The organism is Streptomyces yaizuensis, from assembly GCF_034961445.1.
GTDB lineage: Bacteria > Actinomycetota > Actinomycetes > Streptomycetales > Streptomycetaceae > Streptomyces > Streptomyces yaizuensis.
On record NZ_BSBI01000013.1, the window covers coordinates 162,042 to 179,658 of the forward strand.

A 17,617-nucleotide genomic window follows, 5' to 3' on the forward strand; every position below is an offset into this window, starting at 1 on the left:
GGTGTTGCGTTTCCGCTCCGGTGCGGGCCGGGCCGCCGCTAGGCTCGATGGGCGCGGGCTCGTGAGGCCCGTGCCCCGCAGGAGTACATGGGGAGGCTGCAGCTCGTGGGAACGGCTCCGCCGGACACGACGGTTCCCGAGGGCGGTCCGGCCGCGACGACCGGGCCGCCAATGGCCGAGCTGGCCGGGTGCGCCGTGGTGTTCCTGCCGTCGGACCCTCCGCGGGAGGGGCGCGTGGTGTTCTGGCGCCGGAACGGAGCAGCGTTTCCCGGGGCTGATGAGCGTCTGATGGTGGTGCGTCCGCACGGTGCTTCGGTACGCCGCAGGGAGGTGCCGGCCACGGTGGTGCCGGTGGCGAAGGCGTTGGCGGTGCTCACGGAAGCACGCCGGATGCCGGGCGCGGATGAGGCGGCCGTGTTCTGGGGCGCGGCCACTGTCCTCGCCCTGCACCTGCTTGCCCGGGGCCGGCTGCTGCCCGGGGTGAGCCCAGGGGGGTTCGACGCGTGGCGGATCGGCCCGTTCGACCGTGATGACGCGGTCAGGGTGCGGGAGCTGGCGGCCGCGATGCCGCCCGAGGCCCGTGCGGCCCCGGCGGCGGGCGGGAAGGAGGTGGAGCTGCCGCGGGCGGAACCGCTGCTGAGGGCCTTCCTGGATGCGGTGGCCGATGTGCTGGCCCGCACCCCGGCAGGCGCGCTGGCCGCCGGCGGCCAGGCATGGACCGCGGCCATCCCGCAGCCGGTGGCGCGGCAGCGGGCGTGGGCGGCCGGTGTCGCCGACGGTCTGGACGCGGGGACCGGGGTCTCCCTGCGGATCGAACTCCCCGACCCGGCCAATACGGATGCGGTCTGGGCCAGTGAGGCGGACGACCTGGGCGGGGAGGGCCGGGTGCGGGCCGTCGTCCAGCTGCACCACCTTGCCGACGCCGTGGTCGCCGACGCCCGTGACGTCTGGGCGGGGAGGGCATCGGCGGTGTTCGGCTCCTGTGCCCGGTCCGAGGCGCTGGTGGCCCTGGGGCGGGCCGCCCGTGTCTGGCCGCCGCTGGCCCGTCTGCTGGCGGCACGGGTCCCGGCCGAACTCGTCCTGTCCGATGAGGAAGTGTCCGCTCTCCTCGGCGAGGGCGCGGCCCGTCTGGCGGCGGCCCGTGTTCAGGTCCACTGGCCCAAGGAACTGGCCCGCCGGATCCTGGCCCGCGCCGTCGTCGAACCGGCCGGGAAGACCGCCTCCGACCTGCCGTCCCTGCTGTCCGCCGGCGCTCTGCTCGACTTCCGCTGGCAGTTCGCCCTCGGCGACCGCGAACTGGATGCGGCTGAAGTCGACCGGCTGGCCGAATCGCAGCGGCCCCTGGTGCGGCTGCGCGATCAGTGGGTGGTCATCGACCCGAGGGTTCTGGCCCGGGCCCGGGACCGCACGGCCCGCCGGCTCACCCCGGTGGAGGCGCTGGGCACGGTCCTGGCCGGCAGCGCGGACCTCGACGGCGAGCGGGTGGAGGTCACCGCGCGCGGCTGGCTGGCCGACGTGAAGGAACGCCTCGCCGATCCGGAATCAGCCGCCCGACGTGCGCCGGTGGCCCAGCCGGCCGCGCTGAACGCCGCCTTGCGGGACTACCAGGTGCGCGGCCTGGCCTGGCTGCACCAGATGACGTCGCTGGGCCTGGGCTGCTGCCTCGCCGACGATATGGGCCTCGGCAAGACGATCACCCTCATCGCCCTGCACCTGCACCGGCAGACCGGCCCGGCGACCGCCGGGCCCACCCTGGTCGTGTGCCCGACCTCCCTGCTCGGCAACTGGACCCGCGAGATCGAGAAGTTCGCGCCCTGCACCCCCGTCCACCGCTACCACGGTACCCGGCGCACCCTCACCGGCACCGGCGCCGGTTTCGTCGTGACCACCTACGCCACCATGCGGCTGCGCGCGGCCGAACTCGCCAAGCCCGTGTGGGGCATGGTCGTCGCGGACGAGGCCCAGCACGTCAAGAACCCGTTCTCCGCGACCGCGAAGGCCCTGCGCACCCTGAACGCCCGGGCCAAAGTTGCGCTCACCGGCACCCCCGTGGAGAACAACCTCTCCGACCTGTGGGCCGTGCTCGACTGGACGACCCCCGGACTCCTGGGCACCCTGACATCGTTCCGCAGCCGGTACGCCCGGGGCGCGGAGAGTGGCAAGGACCCCCAGGCCGCCGCCCGCCTGGCCGCACAGATCGCCCCCTTCCTGCTGCGCCGCAGGAAGACCGACCCGGGCATCGCCCCCGAGCTGCCGCCCAAGACGGAGACCGACCACCCCGTCGCCCTGTCGAAGGAGCAGATCGCCCTGTACGAGGCGGTGGTCCGGGAGACGATGGCCCAGATCCGCGAGAGCGACGGCATCGCCCGCCGCGGCCTGATCCTGACCCTCCTCGCCTCCCTGAAACAGATCACCAACCATCCCGCGCAGTTCCGCAAGGAAGAAGCCACCGGGGCGAAGACCGCCGGCCGGTCCGGGAAACTGGAACTCCTCGACGAACTCCTGGACACCATCCTCTCGGAGGGCGCGAGCGCCCTGGTCTTCACCCAGTACGCACGCATGGGCCACCTCCTCCACCAGCACCTCACCACCCGGGGCATCCCGGCCCAGTTCCTCCACGGCGCCACCCCCGTCCCCCGGCGCGAAGAGATGGTCCAGCGCTTCCAGGACGGCGACATGCCCGTCTTCCTGCTCTCCCTCAAGGCCGCGGGCACCGGCCTCAACCTCACCCGCGCCGGGCACGTCGTCCACTACGACCGCTGGTGGAACCCGGCCGTCGAGGAACAGGCCACCGACCGCGCCTACCGCATCGGCCAGACCCAGCCCGTCCAGGTCCACCGGCTCATCACCGAAGGCACGGTCGAGGACCGCATCGCCGACCTGCTCGCCACCAAACGGGCCCTGGCCGACTCCGTCCTGAGCGGCGGCGAGAACGCGTTCACCGAACTCTCCGACGCCGAACTCGCCGACTTAGTCCAGCTGAGAAGAGCCCGCCGATGACACCCGCCCCCACCAGCGGCTGGCACCACCGGCAACGGGTCTTCCCACCCCTGCCCGCCACCCGCAGCCGCTCCTTCGCCGAAACCTGGTGGGGCAACGCCTGGGTCCAAGCACTCGAAGGCCCCACCCGCTCCGCGACCGGACGCCTCGCCCGCGGCCGCACCTACGCCCGCGCCGGCAACGTCGGCCAGATCACCATCACCCCCGGCCACGCCACCGCCCAAGTCAAAGGCAGCCAACCCACCCCGTACCGCACCTCCATGAACATCCCCCCACTCACCCCCCAAGCCTGGAACACCCTCCTCGACACGGCCGCCGGCCAGGCCGGGCACCTCGCCGCCCTCCTCAACCGGGAGATGCCCACCACGCTCGCCGACACCGCCGCCCAGGCCGGTATCCACCTGCTGCCCCGACCCCGTGAACTCACCCCCAGCTGCTCCTGCCCCGACTGGGGCACCCCCTGCAAACACGCCGCCGCCCTCTACTACCAGATGGCCCGCATCCTGGACGAGGACCCCTTCGTCCTGCTCCTCCTGCGCGGCCGCGGCGAACGCGAGCTGATGGACGAACTCCACCGGCGCAACGCCACCCCGCCCACCACACCCGCCCCCACGGCGCCGCCGGGCATTCCCGCCCGGGGCGTGTTCGCCGCAGCCCGCGCCGGGCTCCCGCCCCTGCCCGCACCACCACCGCCCGTCGACCACCCCGGCCCCGTCCCCGAACTGGCCTCCACCACCGCCCCGGCACCCGGACTCGACCCGGCGGCCCTGCACTTCCTGGCCACCGACACCGCCCAGCGCGCCGCCGCACTACTCCACCAAGCCCTCCAGCCCCACGACGCACACGCACAGCACCCCGCCGCCCTCAGCGCCGAGGACGACCTCGTACGCCTCGCCGCAGCCGACCCGCCCCACGAGATCTTCACCCGGCTGTGCTGGAGCGGCCACCACACCCCCGCCGCCCTCACCCGCGCAGCCCGGGCCTGGACCTACGGAGGCCCCGACGCCCTGAAGATCCTCGACACCCCCTGGGAACCCGGCCCCACCCGCCTGCACGCGGCCCGCCAGGACGTCACACGGAACTGGCCAGGCGAAAAGCCCCCCGCGCTGCGCATCGGAACGACGAACTGGATCACCGTGACCGGACACGACGCCCAGCTGCGCCTGAGCACCGGCGGACACCTGTGGTACCCCTACCGCAGGAGGCACGGCATCTGGTGGCCGTCCGGATTCCCGCACCATGACGTCGCCACCGTCCTGAACGACCTGCTCGAAACGGACAACACGTAGCTCCCGCACAGCCGGCCGGGCGCTACCGGGGCCGGAGCTCTGGCGTCCACCGCCGCGCGCCGCCCCGGGAACGTCGTGCGTGGCCCCGCCTACCGCCCCCGGCACTCCGCACTGGCCGCCGATTCCGTACGGAAGACGGACGACGGCCCCCGCCCCGGACCGGAGAGGTCAGGGGCGTCACCGAAGGTGCCGCTACGGGACACACCATCACCGCAAAGGAAGGGTAAAATGCCGTGTTCATCCACCACTGTCCGGGGAGCTGTCTTGACGAGCGAGAACGACCGCGATGCCGAGGAATATGCCGCCGATATGCGCAACGCACGGATCATCGACACCAACCTCGCGCGCCTGTGCACCCATGACCCGGACGCACGCCACGCGTTCGGCGATGTGACCTTCACCGCGGCACTGACCGACCGACGGCTGAACCAGAGGCTCGGCACCGCACTGGAGAACTACGCCAAGGCCAAGTACGCCGAAGGCCGGATGGACCAGTACGGAGACCTCTTCCGCAGGACCGACGACTTCGATCCGGCGGAATGGGACACCAGCGCTGAGGTATGACACGGCGCGGACCGATCCCCGGGACCCGGCGGTCGGGGGGGAACGGAACTTCCGGCCACTGCAGACATGTCACCCTGAACCGCCCCTTCAGCACCATCGTGTTCGCGCTCGTCGCCTCCCCGCTGCCGCCGCAGTGGCTGGCACCACCCCGCCGCCCCCGGGCGGCCAGGAAGGTCGCGCGCGACGCCAAGGGCGCGGGTGCGCAGCTGGAGCGAGCACCACGGGGATGCGACGCTCCACGAGGACGAGAACGTCCCTCTGACCGAGCTTTGCGCCGACGCGGCGTGGGACCGGTGGGGCTGGTGGATCCCTTCCGACAATGCCTCGCACGCCGTCCGCCAGGCCCGCGCGTACCTCTCCGAGGACCTGCGCGTTCACGCCTTGTGGGCGGGCCCCGCCGGCAGCTTCGGCGAACCCGTGTGGATCTCCGTAGACATCGCCGAGCAACGCGCACAGCACCGGATGTTCCGTAGCAGCGGGTCTCGGACGGCTGGTCGCTGTTCGGACTGCGGCTCAGCGACCTCGCGGCCCTGCGGCGAGCCGACCCGGCCGGTACCCTCACCCGGGTCTTCCCCGACCAGAAGGCGTGAGCTGTGACCGACTCCCTTCCCTCCCTCGACACCTCCGGCCTCACCACCCTCGGCATCGCGCTGCCCGCGCTCGCCGCCATACGCGTCGCGCTCACCGGCGGACGCGGCGCCAAGTTCCACGTACCGGTCTCCGACCTGCGGCGCGGCTACGGCGACTGCCGCTACGCCAAGCCCTCAACGGACGCGGCCACCTTCGCGCTGCTGGAAGTGTTCGGCGACGTCTGCAAGAAGTGCGCGATCGTCCTGCCGGACCCGGCGGACGCCCTGTGGCGGGCGGCGGCGTTCGCCACACGGCGGGCCGCCGCCCTGGAGCGCGCCCGTAACGACACCGCCGTGCGCACCTGGCTCGGCTATGCCCGCCTCACGGCCCGCCATCAGACGGGCGATGATGAGCAGTTCGCCGCCTGGCTGACCCGGGCGCGCACCGATCGGAAGCTGGCCCGGGACGCCCGTACGCTCGCCGCCGTGTGGAAATGCCTCGCCGCCGACACCACTGGGTTCCTGGAGGAGTACGCGGCCGGCTGCCCTGCGGTCGACGCCTTCAACGGGGCCCGCGACGCCGTACGGCGCTCTCAGGGCTCACCGGAGCGGCACGCCTTGGACCAGGTGTCGGCCGCCGTCGCCCGGACGTCGAGGACCCGTACGAGGATGTTCGGGCCGGATCCCGACCTCGATGTGTGGCAGGTGGTGTCCGGGGTGTGGCTGGCGTCCCGTTCACAGGGCGCGTCGGCCGGCCGGGGCGCCGAGCTCGTACGGGCGGCGGCGGCACGGGAGCTCGACGGTGTTCCCGTCGTCGACGTCACCCGCCTTCCGCCGCCGTCCACCGGCGGCGGCGCCCACGCATCCCCCGCGGCCTGGGCGGATCATGAATTTGCGCTCTGGTGGCCGCGTGCGGTCGCCGAGGCGTGCCGGCGGCTGGAGGAGGAGTTCGAGGCCGAGTCCGCGCAGGCGCCCACGCGGCTGCTGCTCGTCCACGACTGGCCGCTGACCGGCGCCCGGGACGCCCCGGTGGCCTATCTCGCCGCCTCCCCGGTCGTCGGGCCGGTGGTCCCGCACGGCTACCGGCGCGTGGACGACTACGTCTCCTGGAGTGGCGGCGACAGTGCCGGCCCGTCCTATTCGGCGGTCATCGCCGCCCCGGGACACCTCGTCGCGAAACTGGAGAAGGAACAGGCCGCGGTCCGCGACACTCCACCCCGTTTTGTCGCCGCGGGCCGGTCCACCGGCCGCCGCGCGGACCTGGAAGCCGCCAAGAGGCTGCTGCGGACCGCGTTCCCCTTCCTGCCCGGCGACGGCGACGGAGAGCCCGCCGTCCCGTCTCCTCAGGTTCAGGAGCAGCGCCGTGCCCGCGCGGCGGGCCACCGGATCCACCTCATCGCGGGGGACGAGCGCCCCTACCGGGTCGCCTCCGCGCTGACCGACGGATACGGATCGTGGATCCCGGAGGGGTCCGGTGACCTGGAGCTGCTGGAGGAGCTGCTGCCGTGGGTGCACCGGCGCGTCCTGCGCCTGGATGCGTGGTGCGGGCCGGCGGGAGGGGAGAAGGTCTGGGCGAGCCTGTTCGGCACGCTCGACACCATCGAGGGGACCGGCCTCGGCTTCAGCCCCGCCGGGCGGCACCGTCCGGTGCGTGTCCCGCTGCACCGGGTCGTGGCCCTCACGGGTGCGCCGCGGTGGGACGACCAGCACCCCTACCGGACAGCGTCCCTCTGGGAACCGTACGAGGCCCTGCCGCCCCTCCAGGAGACCGCCGCGCGGGAACGCGGTCGTATCCGCGCGGTTCCCTCCTCCGGGGACTCTCGGTGACCCTGCCCTGGGCGCGTCCCGGGGCAGGGGTCTGCCGGGTTCACAGGGCGGTCAGCATCACGATCATGATCTTCGACAGGGCCGATGCCACGGCCCGGTCGGCGGTGGCGGCGAAAGAGTCCGTACGGCCCGCGCCGGGGTGCAGGTTGAGGGCGTGCTGGTACGCCAGCGACAGATCCGTCCCGGCGCGGAAGAACGCGGCCGTCGCGGCCGCGTCGCGCGGCCGGTCGGCGAGGCAGGCGTCCATGTGCGCGCCGGCCTTCTCCCCGATGGCGCCGCTCGTGCTGATCAGCCACATCGTCCAGTCCTGCCGGTGCATCAGCGCCGACAGGTCCACCGGACCCAGGACACCGCCCGAGGCCGTGGCCGGGGGTGCGGTCCGGCCCGCGCGGGACCGCTCCCACGCCGGCTCCCCGTCGTCGCACAGGTCGAGATACCAGCCGCCGATACCGGACCCGCCCACTGCGGCGTCCCGCCAGACGGGCACCGCGCCGACACGGGCCGCGCCCTCGGTGACCCGCCGGGCCTGGAGCTCACAGTCGTCGTCGGGCGGAGCCTGCAACGGTGCGGGCTCCGCCGGTTCCTGCGCCCCGGTGTCCCCGCCATGCGGCGCCCCACGTCGTTCGGGCGGACCGGTCAGATCAAGGAGCCGCCCGAACTCCTCCTCGCCGAACCCGTAGGCCGTGCACACCGCCGGCCAGTCCTGACGGTGCGGGATACTCTGCCCGGATTCCCAGTTCCCGACCGTGGAGACCGAGACGCCCGTCACCCGGGCGACATCCGCCCGGCTGCGCCCGGACACTTCACGGCGCACCACCATCTCCCGCACCAGGACCGGGGCGTCGACGGCCCACGGGAGGACCTCGCGCACGACGGCCAGATGCTCCTCGCCGTGGCCGAGCCCGGTAAGGGTGTAGAGCGCCAGCCGGGCAACCAGCCGGCGGGGCGACGCGTCCGGGTCGGGGGCCGACCCCGCATACACACCGAGACGGCCGGGCGGCGGCTCATAGATCGCACCGTCGATGAGCAGGTCGCCGTCGAAGACGTGCTCCGTGACACGGGGCTCGTAGCGGTCCGACTTCTGCAGGAGCGCGAGGTGCAGCAGCGACGAGATCTCCCGCTCCGGCACGTCGGCGGGCCCGCTGCCCGGCAGGCACACCGCCACGAGCTCGCCCAGCGCCTTCACGAACGCGGCCTCATCCCGCCGTGACGGGCTCGGTCGCTGCTCCAGGGCCGCGCCCACCGCGAGAAGGACGGCCCCGCGGCGCCGCCGCAGGTCGGGGTGGAATTTCGTCATGCAGATCCCCGCAGCGTGAGAGAGATGATCACAGGCCCCAGCCTGGGGGCCATGAAGCCCGGGGTACAAGCCGGTCGGAAAAGGTTGGCATGGCCGCCCCGTTTAGTCGTGCCCCGCTCACCTCTTCGAGGGCGACTTGGCGGCCTTCGGTTCAGGCAGCGGTCCTGTTGGCCCCGGGCATCGTGGAGCTCCTCCTACAGATCAAGAACGAACTGGGTTGCGCACTGAACCGCAGGTCGCTGGGCAACCCACCCGGATCCGTAGGCGCCGGGGTCATCAACCGTGCGGACGTGCGCGAAGCCAAGCTGCTGGTAGTAGGCGTGGAGTGCGGGGTTACTGCTCCAGGCGTCCAGCCGCAGCCAGGTTCTCCCTGTTCGCGCTGCACGGTCACCACACCAATCGAGGATCTGGGCTCCGAGGCCGCTGCCACCGCCCGGTGTGGCCAGTGTGAGCTTGTGTACGTACAGGGCCGGCTCGGCGGACTCGGTCTCGTGCCAGAGGAGCGGATCAGCCAGACCATCGAGGGTGACAGTGGCCCTGGGATCGTCTGTGCCAGGCTCACGTATCAGGTACACGGTGTTGGCTTCGATGCTGTCGCGGAGCAGTTCCACGGGGTAGGCCGTGGACCACTGGTCGCTTCCCTGCGCCGCGAGCCATGCGGCGGCGTCGGTTCGGAACTGTATGAGGCGCGGGATGTCGGCGAGGGTCGCCCGGGAGATGATCACTTCTGGGTCTCGCCGTCATTCTCCGTGAGTCTTCTGCGCTCGTACACAACGGTGTTACGGCGGCTGGGCAGTGTCAGGACGGTGACCTGCACCGGTCGGTCGGCCCGGTCGAAGCCGGTAGAGATCAGCTCGATCGCCGGCATCGAGCTGCTCAGTGCCAAGCGCCGGTTCTCTGCGTCTCGTGTCATCTGCGGCCGGAGCTCGTCGATGGCAAGGACGAGTTCATGGCCCAGTTCGGCCAGGACCTTGTTCGTTCCGCGCTCGACGCTCTGGGGCAGCATCCATTCGGTGCCGTCGACGATGCGGAGCGGTACGAATGAGTCGTCGGTCAGGGCCGGAACTCCGTCGACGATGTTCGTCCGCCGGCGGACCGCCACGTGTTCGCCGGGCCGCAGGCCGAGCTTCTCCTGGATACGGGTATCTGCCGGCATGGCCGTGACCTCGTCGATGCGGGATTCGCCCTTGCGGGCGGCGGCGCGTACCAGGCGGGTGTAGATGTCCGCGTCGCAAATCGGGGTGCTGTCGAACTCCTGCTGCGGGAGGAAGATCAGCGGGCTCCATTCGCGAACCGTGGCGCCCCGGGCGCCGGCCCGGGTCTCGACCAGCCCTTCAGCCTTGAGGCGTTCGATCACCCGGTTCATGGCTTGCCTGCTCAGGCCGTACTGCTCGCCAAGGGTTCCCGCAGGGGGTAGCTGGCCCTGCGACCCATCGGATCTCTGGAACTGTCGTTCCACGATCCGGTTCTGCAGATCGGCTGTGGCGGACTCCACCGTCCAGTGGCCGTCCGCATATCGAGGGCTGTTCGTCATGGCCGCACCTTACAACCTGACACGTCAGGTGCCGGAAGTCCACTTACGCGGGTTGGCCTGGCTACAGCGGGTCCCAGTCCGGATCTCGTCTCAGCCGACACCCCGTCAACTCAACCTGGCATGTCAGGTCTTGACTCCCCTCACCTTGATCGCCTACCGTCATCAGCATCACCAACCTGACATGTCAGGTTGGTGATGGGGGCACATTTACTCGAATCTCCCGATATGACTCCGCTGCGAGAGGCCCAATGTTCGCACTCCAGTTCGCAGAGAGTCGGTTCGGCTTCGGGGCCCTCCCGCATCTCACGACCTCACGGTTGTGGAACAGCGGCTGCTCAGCTCTCCCGCCTCTACTCGGTGGAGAGATGCGTGCGGCCGCACCCGACAACTGGACAGAGTGATCCACCGCAGCACCGCAGCCGTGAGTGCAACCGGCTGAGGCGTGTGGAGATCAGCCGGCCGAGAAGGGCCCTCGCCTACGACGTATCGCGCAACCGGCTCAGAACACGATGCGACGACATTGATGCTGCGAGGACCGCCAGGGACTGACCTCCCAGGGCGTGAGCAGTCCGCATCGGCTGAGGTCAAGCGCGCTGGAAACGCGCATCGATCACCAGTGATCGCAGTCGTCGGCGCCCGGCGTATCACGCCGGGCGCCGACGGCTTCGGCCACTCGTGACGCAGGAACCACATCGGCCACGTGGCTCAGCGGCAGGGGCCCCGGGACACTCCGGGGCCGCTACCGGTCGTACATCCACCGCGAGAAAGGACCACGACCATGACCTCCGGCATCGCACTCCCCCAGCTGACCGGCGCACAGCACGACGGCAAACCGTACGACCCGCTGATCGGGGAAACGCTGGGCCACGCTCAGCACGGCGCCCGGTACGACGGCTCGTGGTGAACGGCCGGACGACCGACGGAACCGGACTCGTGGCCAGCGGCCCCCCGGCACTGTCTGCCTCCGAACCCGGGCTCTACCTGCTGCACCACGACTGCGGCTTCGTCGCCTACCTGGTCGCCGCGCAGGCCCGGCTGAGCCTCGTCCGCCATCTGACGGAAGAGATCCTGGCGGCCTGCGGCGTCCCGGCCGATACCGCCGCCGCCGCGCAGCTGGTGCTCTCCGAGCTGGTCGGCAACGCGGTCCGGGCCTGCGGTGACGACGTACCCGTGGTCGTCGAGGTGTACGCCAGCGGTACCCAAGCCGTGGTGAGCGTCCACGATCCGCTCCCGGACCTGCTTCCCGAGCCCTCCGAGTCGGCGATGGACAGCGACATGGCCGAGTCCGGGCGAGGTCTGCATCTCCTGGGCTTGCTCTGCACGGACATCACCGTCAGCCCCTCCCCCATCGGCAAGCAGATCCGCTGTGTGCTCGGCCCTGGCTAGTACCCCGGGACGGGGGCGGGACCGGGCAGGTCAGCCGCATTCAGCAGCCGGGATCACCCGGCCCCGCCCTCTTCCGGTTTCCGGAGCACGCACACCATCCCAGCGAAAGGACGTCTCACCATGGACTGGCGCGATCAGGCTCGTTGCCGGGAGGAAGATCCGGAGCTCTTCTTCCCCGTCGGCAGCACCGGACCCGCCCTGCTCCAGCTTGAGCAGGCCAAGAGCACCTGCCGCCGTTGCCCGTCGATGGACACCTGTCTCCAGTGGGCCCTGGAGGCCGGTCAGGACTCCGGCGTCTGGGGCGGCCTCAGCGAGGACGAGCGCCGCGCGATGAAGCGCCGCGCCGCCCGCAACCGGGCGCGCAACAGGTCCGCCTGATCCTGCCCTTCGTGCGCCCCGCACAAGCTGACGAACGGCCACCCGGGAACACCGGGACGGCCCCGAGCGCGGACAGGCGCTTCGGGGCCGCTTGGCAACCAACTCGGATCTCACACAGGAGTTGACCGCGTGCACACCAGGATGCCCGATACCGTGGCGGCCCGCCCCACCGAGGTCGGCGTACAGCCGGCCACGCGCGGCACCGGAGCCCCGGCCACCCGGCTGCGGCTTGCCGGGCAGTCTCCGCTTCCCGGCCGCCTGGCCGTCGAGTTCCTCTACGAGCCGGGCTCCGGCCGGCGCCGGCTGGACCAGCGGCCCGCTGGCACGCTGGTCACCGCGACCGGCACCGTCACCGCGCTCCACATCGTCGGCTCGGCCGAGCCGCCCCGCCTGACGGTGACTCTCACCGGAACCGGCGGCGAGTCGGCGCTGTGCTCGGTCGACACCGATCACTACCTCGATCTCTGCACGTACCTGTACGGCGGGACGGAAGTACTGGTCAGCGGTAAGGTCCGGCGCCCGGCGGACGGTCCGCCCGTGCTCATCGACGCGCTGGCCATCCGTCCGGCCTGCTTCGTGCGGCCCCCGGCGGACCGCACGGGCCGGCCGGGCGAGCGTCCCGCTCCGCATGGGCGCGTATGCGCGGCGGCCGGGAGCAGCAGCCGGCCGCTTCCCCGCACGTCGCGGATCTCGGGCAGTGCGCGCTGATGTCCGCCGCCGACACCGGCCCCACGTCCTCGGACTCCGCGCCGGGCGAGGGCGGTTCTCCGTCCTTCCCGGAACTCAGCCGGAGCGCGGGCGTTCTGATCATTGTCGTCGCCCTCATCGCGACGATCGCCAGCACGATCGACGTCTTCGTCAACGGCTGGCTGCCCGCCGTGGCCCACATCGCCTGGTTCATCGGCGTCTTCCTCCTGTTCAGCCTCTTCCTCGCGGCACTCGTCACGCTCGTCGCGGGACGGGAGCCCGCCCCTCTGAGCGGCTCGTAGCCCTCCGGGCGGGCGGGCCTCCCAGATACGCACCACCGGGGTCGCGCGGGCTGTACTCGTCGCGCGGCACCGGCCGTCTCCGTCGGCCGGCCCGCCTCGTCCTGACTCCCCCGCACCCAGCAGAGCCGAAGGGAATCGCCCGTCATGGCCGCAGACAACGGCCGGAAGCAGAACCGCCGCGCGAACGCCGCTGCGAAGAAGAACCCTGCCCCCCTGACCGCACCGGCGGTGGGTGAGGCGCGCGCGACGGCCGACAGCATCATCGCCGGCGCGGAAAGGCTGGCCGCCGTCCGGGTCGCCGAAGCCGCCATGGAGGCCGAAGCGACCGTCGACGAGATCCTCGACGAGGCACAGAGGACAGCCGAGGCTCTGCAGTCGAAGGCGGAGGAGTCCGCTCAGCGGGTGCGCGACGACGCCGAGGAAACCTCCCGCGAACTGCTCGCACAGGCACGCACGGAGTCCGAGGACCTTCTTCGGACCGCCCGCGCGGACGTGGAGAAGCTGCGCGCCGAGGCGGTTGCCTCTGCCGAGGAGATCCGTCAGCAGCGTGAGGCCGAGGCCGGGCTGCTCGTCACGCGGGCGGCGCAGGAGGCTGAAGAGCTTCTCGGCGCCGCCGCACGGCGGGTGCAGGATATCCAGTCCGCAGCGCAAACGGCCGCGGACGCCCTGGCCGAAGAGGCCGACCGTCAGACCGTGGCCGTCCTGGCTGAGGCCCGCACCGCGGCGGACCAGATCCGCGCCGAGGCGGACGGCGCTCTGACACGTGGCCGCGCTGAAGCACAGCAGATCCGTGCTCAGGCCCAGGCCGAGGCGGAACAGCTGCGCGAGCACGCCGAGGAGGCGGCGGAGCGGATCCGGCGGGCCGCCACGGACGAGGTGGACCTGCTGCGCAGGGACGCCGTGCAGGTAGCCGAACGCACCCGTCGTACGGCCGAGGAGGAGGCCGGCCGGCAGCGCGCCGCTGCCCGGACTGCGGTCACGGAGGCGGAGAGGCTCGCCGAGAACCTCGCCGGTCAGGCCCACAAGGAAGCCGCTGCCGTCCTCAGCCGGGCCGAGAGCCGGGCCCGCGAGCTCACCACACGGGCGGACACCGCCCTCCAGGAGGCCAGTGCCCACCGCACCCTGGCGAGCACCGACGCCGAGAACCTGCGCAAGGAGGCCGGGCAGGACCGGGCCCGGGCCGCTGAGGAACGGGACCGGGCGCTGTCCCCGACGCTCCGGAAGCTGGAGAAGCGGAAGCTCCGGGACGAGGACGCCGAGCGGCGCCGTACCACTAGGCGGAAGGAGAAGGAGGACCTCGCCGAGCAGCGCCGCACACGACGGGCGGAACGCAAGGCGGGCCGCCCGACCGTTCTGGACCGCGTGCGGGCGTTCTTCCGGAATAACGCCCGGCGGATCATGGTCATCGGTCCGATCGGTGCACCGATGGCGGTCGCCTGGTCCTCCCAGACCAGCTACGCCATGGACGCGTTCGACTGGTGGCTGGGCGCCGCTCTCGGCTTCGCGGCGGCCTGGGAACTCACCACCACGTTCACGGCGTGGATGTACCACCAGGCCCGGTCCCAGGGCGACAGCGGCCTCATCTACCGAGTCATGACCTGGGTGTTCGCCGCCGGCGCCGCCGCGATGAACTACGCGCACCACTGCGGCCCGGACGGCAGGCCGACCCAGGCTGCGGTCGCCTTCGCCACCATGTCGATCGTCGGGATGATCCTCTGGGAGCTGTACGCCTCTCTTCTGCACCGTCAGCATGCCCGTGCCGAGGGCCGGGTCGCCAAGGCCCGCCCGCGCATCGGCCTGATCCGCTGGACGCGCTACCCCCGCCAGTCCTGGACCGCCTGGTCCCTGACCATCAACAACGAGTCCCTGGACACGCTGGAGAAGGCATGGGCCGCGGCCGGCCGTCACTTGGCCGAGCACGAACTGGTTCGCCGGGCCTCGGGCTTGGGCCCCCTGCGCCGTGCGATCGCCAAGGCGATCGGCGTCGGCCAGTGGGTCCCGGTCCGCAGCCTGCCCCCGGTCCCGCATACCTGGCAGATCCTGCCGCTCTCCGGCTCGACGGGCCCGGGTGCGGTCCCGGCGTACATGGTGGCCGACCAGGTCCCGGGCGGCTCGCCGGTCTCCGCCGGGACGATCGGGACCGGGACCCGGGCGACCCGGCGGACCGGCGAGACCGCGGTCTCCCAGCGGTCTCACCCGGACGCCGAGACCTCTGAGACCCAGTCCCGCGAGACCGGGTCTCAGTCCCGTGGGGCGGGGACCGAGACCGCCGAGACCCGGTCCCGTGAGACCGGGTCTCCCGCTGGTTCGGCGGACGGGACCAAGACCGCCGAGACGACGGAGACCTGGTCTCGCGAGACCGGACGAGACCGGTCTGATCCATCTCGTGAGACCACCGGCGCCCGGTCTCGCGAGACCGGCACCGCCGGGTCCCGACCGCGTCAGACCCAGCCCGCGAAGGTCTCGCCCATGCCCGACAAGGCCAGGGAGACCCAGAGGCTGCTGGACGTCATGTGGGAGCGCGGCGGCCCCCTCACCGTGCAGCTCGGTTCCAAGACCCAGACCGGGGAGGCCGAAGCGATAACCGGTCGCCCCCGGTCCTCGGCGGCCAAGCGCCTGGCGGAGGCCCGCACCCTCTACGAGGCCGGTCACCGCACGTACCGCGAGACCGAGACCCGTGCCACCGGGACCGGCCGCTGAGACCGAGACCGGGCCGGGGCGCAGAGACCGAGACCGCCCCGGGCCGGCCAGGGCCGAGACTCCTGCCGGTGAGACCGACGGCCGAGACCGGGTCCGGGGCGCAGAGACCGCCCCGGGCCCCGGCCGGGACCAGCACGCAGCGAGACCGAGACCGGAAGCGAGACCGAGAAGTGGCCCTCCAGCCCCCGCAGTACGAGTGGACCGCTGAGACCGGTCAGGAGGCCGAGACCTCTCTCGAAGGTGTCAGGAACCTCATCGACGCCCACCTCAAGACCCTCCTTCCGGGCGACGCCTACATCAGGGGCGAGACCCGCAGGAGCACTCGGGTCAAGCTGCGGGTCTCCCTCGATCTCGGCCCGGTGATCGAGGCCATCAACGGGTCGAGACAGCTCAGGGAGCAGTGCGGACTGGGCGTCGCCCCTGCCGACTCCTGAGGCAGGAGTACGGCGGACCCGTGACCGAGGCGTCCTTCTCGTGATGGGGCCCTTGAGCGGCGGGGATGGCGATGGCTCGCATCCCCGCCGCTGCCTGCGGCAGGCCGGGCCGTCTGCACGCCGCGGGCAGCCACCGGCCTCGTGGAGCCGGGCCGGTCACTGCCCGGCTCCACGAGGGGGCCCGGCCTCCGGGAACACACTGCGCGGGTGTGTGACGTTCCCGCTGACCTCACGGAGTGTCACTTCCCGCGTGTCCGTGTACCGTTCGAGGGCATCCCGTCCGGGCTGCTCCGTCCGGGAGTGCCCAGCTGCCCCGCCTCCCCGGCAACGCCGGACGCGCGTCCCCGGGGCGTCACCGGCCCCTGCTTCCCACGCTTCCCCGTCCCCTGACCCGGACACACAGCGTGACGTGAAGCTGGGCGCGTCAACGTCAATGTCCAGTTCCCGGACGTGACGCACAGGCCCCTCACCCCGGCTCGTACGCCAGGAACAGCACTTTGAGCAGGGAAGTCGACGTTGACAAGCCTCGTTGACATTGACGTTGACGCTCCAGCTTGACGCCACGAACAGCACGCACAGTCACATTTCTCTCTCGCGCCTTGAGTGAAGGAAATCCTCGTGAGCACCCCCGACTACGACACGGTGCCGCCGGCTGCCACGGCGGCCGCGTCACCGCCCACCGTCTTGCATTCCCCGGCGTCGGGTTCAGCAGCGGCTGCGGCCCCTGAGGCGCAGCGCAGCCCACGCCGTCGCTCAATGTCACGAAGCGGTGATGGTCTCGCCGGTGTGCTCGTCCCCGGGGGAGCCATCACCGGACTCATCTCGCTGTGCTGGCTGATCCATCAGTTCGGTCTTCCCGTCGTGATCTTCGCGGTCCTCGCCGCCGTGGCCACGGCTACGACGGCGCTCGTCATCAAAGCGGGCCGCCGTGCAGCGAGATCCGCCCGCCGTGCCGGCCGAACGGGCCGCTCCGGTGGTGGTGCCGGTCCGGGGGCCGGGCGCAGAGGCGGACCGGGCGGTGCCGGCCGTGGAAGGGCCAGCCGAGGTGGCGGTGACGGCCGGCCGGGCGCGCAGAATCGTTCCGGCGGTGCCGGGTCGGCGCCCGTGCGGAACGGGGGCGCGCCCGGGGCTCTGTCGCGTAAGCCTGCGGGAATGGGTGCGGTGAAGGCGCCGCCCGGCCGTACGGGGGCGGGTTCGAAGAACTCGCCGGCCGGGCCCGCAGGCAAGGGCCCTGGTGGTATCCGCTCGGGTGCCGGGGCGAAGCCGTACAAGACCAGTCTGTCCGGCGGTGGCCCGGGGGGCGGTGCGGTCGGCGCTCAGGGTGTCGGAGGCACGCCCCGGAAGCCTCAGATGCCCGGCGCCAGCGGCCCGCGCAGCGGCCTGCTGAACCGGAAGGCGCCCAGAAACGGAACGGGCCCGGGGATCAGGGGCGGTGGCCCGGTGAGGCCGAACCGGAAGGGCAGGGGTGCATCCGACACGGGGGGTACCGGCCCCGGCGTGACGCCGAGGAAGACCTCTTCGGGCAAGCGCCGCGTGCCGACCACGGGCGGCGGCAGGAGCGGGGCGGGCATCATCCCGTTCCTGCGGCGCCGCGGGGGTTCGGGCAAGGCGGGCTCCGGCAGTTCCACGGGCAGGGCCTCGAAGGGCCCC

The 17,617-nt window shown here is 72.1% G+C and carries 14 protein-coding genes; 11 read left to right on the plus strand and 3 right to left on the minus strand.

All coding sequences use genetic code 11. The annotated features are described in order from the left end of the window. Window positions 1-171 precede the first annotated feature (171 nt). From SYYSPA8_RS28120 to SYYSPA8_RS28135, 4 genes are all read left to right on the plus strand, one after another. Window positions 172-3,000, plus strand: a complete 2,829-nt coding sequence (locus tag SYYSPA8_RS28120) for a DEAD/DEAH box helicase (protein ID WP_323450274.1) — start codon at window positions 172-174, stop codon at window positions 2,998-3,000. Next, the gene (locus SYYSPA8_RS28125) at window positions 2,997-4,289 is read left to right on the plus strand and encodes an SWIM zinc finger family protein (RefSeq protein ID WP_323450163.1); all 1,293 of its coding nucleotides are present in this window, start codon (window positions 2,997-2,999) and stop codon (window positions 4,287-4,289) included. The genes SYYSPA8_RS28120 and SYYSPA8_RS28125 overlap by 4 nt, the downstream gene beginning before the upstream one ends. Before the next feature lie 264 nt (window positions 4,290-4,553). Then, window positions 4,554-4,853, plus strand: a complete 300-nt coding sequence (locus SYYSPA8_RS28130) for a hypothetical protein (protein WP_323450164.1) — start codon at window positions 4,554-4,556, stop codon at window positions 4,851-4,853. Between the two features lie 593 nt (window positions 4,854-5,446). Further along, on the plus strand, window positions 5,447-7,249 hold the full coding sequence (locus SYYSPA8_RS28135; protein WP_323450165.1) for a hypothetical protein: 1,803 nt from the start codon (window positions 5,447-5,449) through the stop codon (window positions 7,247-7,249). A 40-nt stretch (window positions 7,250-7,289) separates the two neighbouring features. Here SYYSPA8_RS28135 and SYYSPA8_RS28140 read toward each other — a convergent pair whose 3' ends face one another. The 3 genes from SYYSPA8_RS28140 to SYYSPA8_RS28150 form a co-directional block, all read right to left on the minus strand. Next, window positions 7,290-8,546 (minus strand): helix-turn-helix domain-containing protein, encoded by a 1,257-nt coding sequence (locus tag SYYSPA8_RS28140; RefSeq protein WP_323450166.1) that lies wholly within the window; start codon window positions 8,544-8,546, stop codon window positions 7,290-7,292. Window positions 8,547-8,740: 194 nt separating this feature from the next. Then, complete coding sequence (locus SYYSPA8_RS28145; protein ID WP_323450167.1) at window positions 8,741-9,271, minus strand: GNAT family N-acetyltransferase; 531 nt, start codon at window positions 9,269-9,271, stop codon at window positions 8,741-8,743. Continuing rightward, window positions 9,268-10,080 (minus strand): GntR family transcriptional regulator, encoded by an 813-nt coding sequence (locus SYYSPA8_RS28150; protein WP_323450168.1) that lies wholly within the window; start codon window positions 10,078-10,080, stop codon window positions 9,268-9,270. Before SYYSPA8_RS28150 ends, SYYSPA8_RS28145 begins: the two co-directional genes overlap by 4 nt. A gap of 778 nt (window positions 10,081-10,858) precedes the next feature. On the opposite strand from SYYSPA8_RS28150, the gene SYYSPA8_RS28155 reads away from it, so the two are divergent. The 7 genes from SYYSPA8_RS28155 (at window position 10,859) to SYYSPA8_RS28185 (ending at window position 15,967) form a co-directional block, all read left to right on the plus strand. Then, the gene (locus tag SYYSPA8_RS28155; RefSeq protein WP_323450169.1) at window positions 10,859-10,984 is read left to right on the plus strand and encodes a hypothetical protein; all 126 of its coding nucleotides are present in this window, start codon (window positions 10,859-10,861) and stop codon (window positions 10,982-10,984) included. Between the two features lie 29 nt (window positions 10,985-11,013). Next, window positions 11,014-11,466: an ATP-binding protein gene (locus SYYSPA8_RS28160; protein ID WP_323450170.1), complete on the plus strand. Its 453-nt coding sequence runs from the start codon at window positions 11,014-11,016 to the stop codon at window positions 11,464-11,466. 120 nt (window positions 11,467-11,586) lie between these two features. Beyond that, entirely contained in the window at window positions 11,587-11,844 is a 258-nt protein-coding gene (locus tag SYYSPA8_RS28165; protein WP_323450171.1) for a WhiB family transcriptional regulator, read from the plus strand. A 129-nt stretch (window positions 11,845-11,973) separates the two neighbouring features. After that, window positions 11,974-12,552: a hypothetical protein gene (locus SYYSPA8_RS28170; protein ID WP_323450172.1), complete on the plus strand. Its 579-nt coding sequence runs from the start codon at window positions 11,974-11,976 to the stop codon at window positions 12,550-12,552. After that, the gene (locus SYYSPA8_RS28175) at window positions 12,552-12,833 is read left to right on the plus strand and encodes a hypothetical protein (protein ID WP_323450173.1); all 282 of its coding nucleotides are present in this window, start codon (window positions 12,552-12,554) and stop codon (window positions 12,831-12,833) included. Before SYYSPA8_RS28170 ends, SYYSPA8_RS28175 begins: the two co-directional genes overlap by 1 nt. 144 nt (window positions 12,834-12,977) lie before the next feature. Continuing rightward, window positions 12,978-15,533, plus strand: coding sequence for a DUF2637 domain-containing protein (locus SYYSPA8_RS28180; protein WP_323450174.1), 2,556 nt, complete (start codon window positions 12,978-12,980; stop codon window positions 15,531-15,533). 170 nt (window positions 15,534-15,703) lie between these two features. Further along, window positions 15,704-15,967 carry a hypothetical protein gene (locus SYYSPA8_RS28185; RefSeq protein ID WP_323450175.1) on the plus strand — a complete coding sequence of 88 codons (264 nt, stop codon included), beginning with the start codon at window positions 15,704-15,706 and terminating at the stop codon, window positions 15,965-15,967. Window positions 15,968-17,617 lie beyond the last annotated feature (1,650 nt).